Annotated in this window: 2 protein-coding genes; both read right to left on the bottom strand. The window is 51.0% G+C overall.

Translation table 11 applies throughout. From position 1 onward, the window contains the following. Nucleotides 1–1,959, bottom strand: a 1,959-nt coding sequence (locus C162_RS29250) for a hypothetical protein (protein ID WP_036700699.1), incomplete at its 3' end; no start/stop codon positions are given. 315 nt (nt 1,960–2,274) lie between these two features. Beyond that, on the bottom strand, nt 2,275–4,298 hold a 2,024-nt coding region (locus tag C162_RS34750; protein WP_200869245.1), incomplete at its 5' end, for an S-layer homology domain-containing protein.

Genomic DNA, 4,298 nt, shown 5'->3' with positions numbered 1-4,298 from the left:
TATTCCTTGCTTATACTCCATCGCATTAGTCACATTAATCAATGTACCGTTGTTCGCATCTATCGCCATTTCATCCGTTGCCGTCACATCCGATGGTGTCGCCGGACGGGATGGAATGACCAGCACCTGCGCGGTACTGTCTACGGTTGTCGTAGCATTCCCCTGCTTCACAATACTCAGGGACTCTCCCAGCCAGCTCTGCTCCAGCACCAGGGTGCCAGCCGCAGTCGCCGTTACCGCTGTACCGTTCACGGTATACTTACCATTCGCCGTCAGACCGCTCAGTTGCTCGGCTGCGTAGTCGATCACTGCTGCCGGTGTCGGCTCCAGCGCTGGCTTGAACAGCGTTACGGTTGCCGTCTGCGGCGAACCGCTAACCGTGTATCCGCTTGGCGAATTCACAGCCACGGATACATCCCCCTCGCCGGTCACTGAAGTAAGTGCAAGGCTCCAAGCGGTCCCCGACCCGCTCAAGGTCCCTTTTACCGCAGAGCCTGTATCATCTGTAATCGTGATATCTTCTGCTGTTAATCCAGTGATCACAGCATCAAAGGTCAGGTCAATCTTCGTTGAAGTAGTGGTTCCCGGCACACCATCCGCTACAGCCGATTGCAGCACAACCGGAGTTAAGACCTCCCTGTTGAACAGCTTGCCGGTGATTCGGAAATGAGTAGCATCTGTATTATCTGTTGTGATGAAAACAATCTTGTCGCCGAAGGCCGGATATACAGCGAACTTCGCATAATATTCCACATTGAACATCCAAGTGTCTTCATTGTATCCCTGAAATACAGCCGGGGCGGAATCCACCGGCTGATCCGTTGTATACAGCAGGGTCCCGTCATTGTCATAGTAATTCAGGTAAGCATACTGGGTTCCCTCCCACTCTGTACCATAGTTATAGGCATCGTCAATGGCCTTATTCGATGCGGCATCCGTGCTTACTGTAACGAATCCCGGCAATGTGCCTTTCTTGTAGACAGCGGCAGATGTCTCGCCCAGTGAACCATTTACATTAAATCCGCCTTGGCTTACACCCGCATTGTCATATAAGGAGACACTCGTAATTCCGGTTTGCCAGCTAAATTGACTGAACATGAAATTCCCGTTGCCCAGTGTATGCAGATACAACTGCTTCTCATTCGTTCTCGCTCCAACATTAATGGTGGTTATGGAGGTTCCGCTGTTATTGAATAACTGCAGATAGATATTATCGTTCGGGGCCCCCGAATTGTAAGCCGCCATATACACGCCGTCACCAGCGGCGACGTAGGACATGCTCGCATTAGCAGCTACCAGCAGGGTTTCACTTGACACCGGTACGCCCGCAGCGGTAAATACGCGGGTAACCGTGCTTACATTATCATTTCGTTGCCAGGAAAAAGCGATATCGCCGTTAGACAGCTCCGCCGCAGATATAAAACGCGTCAGCTGCGGCTGACTGGCCGCACTGAAGGTATTCAGCCGGGTCTGGCCAGTCACCTTCTGGCCGGTCTTATCCAGCACCATGAAATAAGCATTGGGTGTGGCCTCGGTAACTGTGCCCAGCTGCAGGTTGTACTCGCTGGAGTCGCTTTTACTGTACATAATCAGCAGATTTCCGTTATTGAGAGCAAGCATACTCACAGACGTCATTTTGTAATAGGTGTCCATCAGGTTGCCCAGGTTAACGTCCGTTATAAGCGTTCCTGCGCTGTTAAAGACCCTTAAGAAGTTAGAGGAAGTGTATGTATTCCCCTGATAGACGAATGAATTCAGCAGAACCGCCGTACTTCCATCCTGTAGACCCTGCGCATCCGTCAGATTCTTGCCCGCCGCATAGGTAACCGGAGGCTCAATTACAAAATCGGCCGCTTCATTAAACGACTGCACCGCCGCATAGGCACGGAGTGACATCATAGGCAACAGCCCAATCACCAATACCACAGCCAGCCCGATCTTCCCCATTTTCTTAAACATCGCTTTCCTCCTTGTCGAATGACCATTTCCATAATATTGATAACGCTTCCGCAAAACTCTGAACATGCTGCACACGCTCTGCACATGCCCGGCATTAGCAAGCATTAGTTTTCCATACTGGTTTATCGACATTTTTCGCGTTAAAGTTAACTAATTCGACAAATTATTATATTCAATTTCGATATTTATGTATCTTTATTACTTGCATCCTTCATGACAGGGCACTTCCTACCTTTTTCACCCTTCTAGTAGGATGCATAACATTAAAAAGGGATTCAGCTCAAGCTGAATCCCTTTTTCTCTTTCCCTCTCCGTTTAGTCAATCAAATCTGACTTCTGCAGCAACCGCTGCATGAGAACAGCCACTTCTGCACGTGTGACATTAGCCTTGGCTTCCAGCTTATTACCGCTGCGGCCGCTAATCAGACCAGCCTTGGCAGCAAGTGCCAAACTATCTTTTGCCCAGCTGCCGGCAAGTCCTGCATCAGTAAAGGCTGCAAATACACCTGCTGTATCCACTGTGCTGGTCCGGTCTGCAAGACCGGTCAGCTTCATCGCCTTAGCGATGATCGTCATCGCCTGTTCGCGTGTAAGCTTGGCATCCGGACGGAAATTTCCGTCCTCGAAGCCGTTAATCAGACCATACTCCGAGGCCGCTTGTACCGCCCCTGCATACCAGGCACTCACTGGCACATCAGCAAAAGAAGTCGCTCCTTCACCGAGCCTCAGTCCCAGACCGCGTACAATAATTGCTGCGAACTCTGCCCGAGTGATATCCGCATTCGGGTTAAACGTCGTTTCGTTCACCCCGTTAATGACTAACCGCGAGCCCATATCATTCACTGCAGCCTTCGCCCAATGCTTCTCTACATCTGCGAAGGTCAACGGATGCCAGACTACCGAATACGAGCTATTCGTTAGACTGTTAATCTCAGCATAATATTTATTATTCTCCCGGATGATTTGGGTGGGTACATGACGCACCGTTCCATCTGGCTCTACAACGATACCTGTTGTAATCCGGTTCGGGTCAACGGCTCCAGGAATCTCCACCGTACGTTTCACATAAGCGTCAAACCGGTTGATTTCCACTGTGGAATTACCGTAGGTCCCAGTGACTGTGAAGTCTAGTGAAGGTGCAATCAGGTCAAAGCCGCCTTTGCTTGCTGCGACGGCTATCACTTGATTCATTGCTGCAGAAGACTCGCCGATCGTAATCTTCAGCTTGATATCTTCCAGCTTCACACTGGTGCCAAATTGCCGGGCCAACGCTCCGATATTAATCTCGGATGCTGGTAAAGTGTAAGAAGCCTTGCCGGTCTGGAGTACAAGTGTTGCCGCCACATTCTCCATATTCTTGATCATCTGACCGTTCAATTCGCCAACAAAAATGTTGGAGTCCAGCATTACTGGAATTGTAACCACTGCCCCAATGCCTTCCGCATCCAGCTTGGCCTGGAGCTTGAGCGGATCTACGGTAATGATCGTAGTTTTGGTGTTGCCCGAAGTAGTTGTCGTCGCTGTGCCCGCGTTCTCCTCCTTGCCGTTCACAAGGACAATTACGTTGGTGACCGTACTGGCTGGATTCCCGGAAGGAGTCCCGCTGTTCGTGTTACTTCCGGCAGTTGGGTTATTTCCGCTTCCCGGGCTGACCGGATCAGGAGTTGGTGTTACCGGAGTCGTCACCGCAACTACTGCCATGACGCTGCCGTATTTCACCACTCTGCCTTCCGCATCTACCTCAGCAATCCCAAGCGTATCCCCATCGGCTGCCGGAACTAGCCCTTCAATGCCTACAAGGGTGTATCCGGTTAGAAGGTCTCCTACATTCGGTACAATGATGCTACCAGCACCAAAATTCTTATACAGCAGCTTATGCCCTTCAGCCGGTGCAGGCGTAACCTTGATTTGCGTATAGCCGTTACTCTCTGCACCACTCGGATCATTGGCACTCACAGTCAAGTCCCCGGCAGGGATCAAGACATTCGTTGTAAAAGTCAGCGCCGTTGCCGGTCCTGCCGGAACTGATCCGCTGGCCGCCACCCGTACCTTCACAGTATGCTCGCCGCTCAGGTCCGGCAGGTTGGTTCCGTCATATCGTACGAAGGGTCCCTCATCCACGGAGAATTCCATGCTGGTATTCAGGCCCTTAATCGTATTGTTCAGATCATCCGCTACTACTTCTGGAGCCGCCGGGATCATGGCATCCGAGTCATGCACGGTCACCTGAGCAATAACCGAGGCAAAGTCCGTTGACGTAGCCTTCACCCGCACATAATACGTGCCCGGTATCAGACCAGTAACCGTAATGTCTGTAACTTCTGTCCAAGCCCCTGTGT

This window comes from Paenibacillus sp. FSL R7-269, assembly GCF_000517865.1.
Taxonomy (GTDB): Bacteria; Bacillota; Bacilli; order Paenibacillales; family Paenibacillaceae; genus Paenibacillus_AQ.
This window is presented reverse-complemented; position numbering and strand designations above follow the sequence as displayed.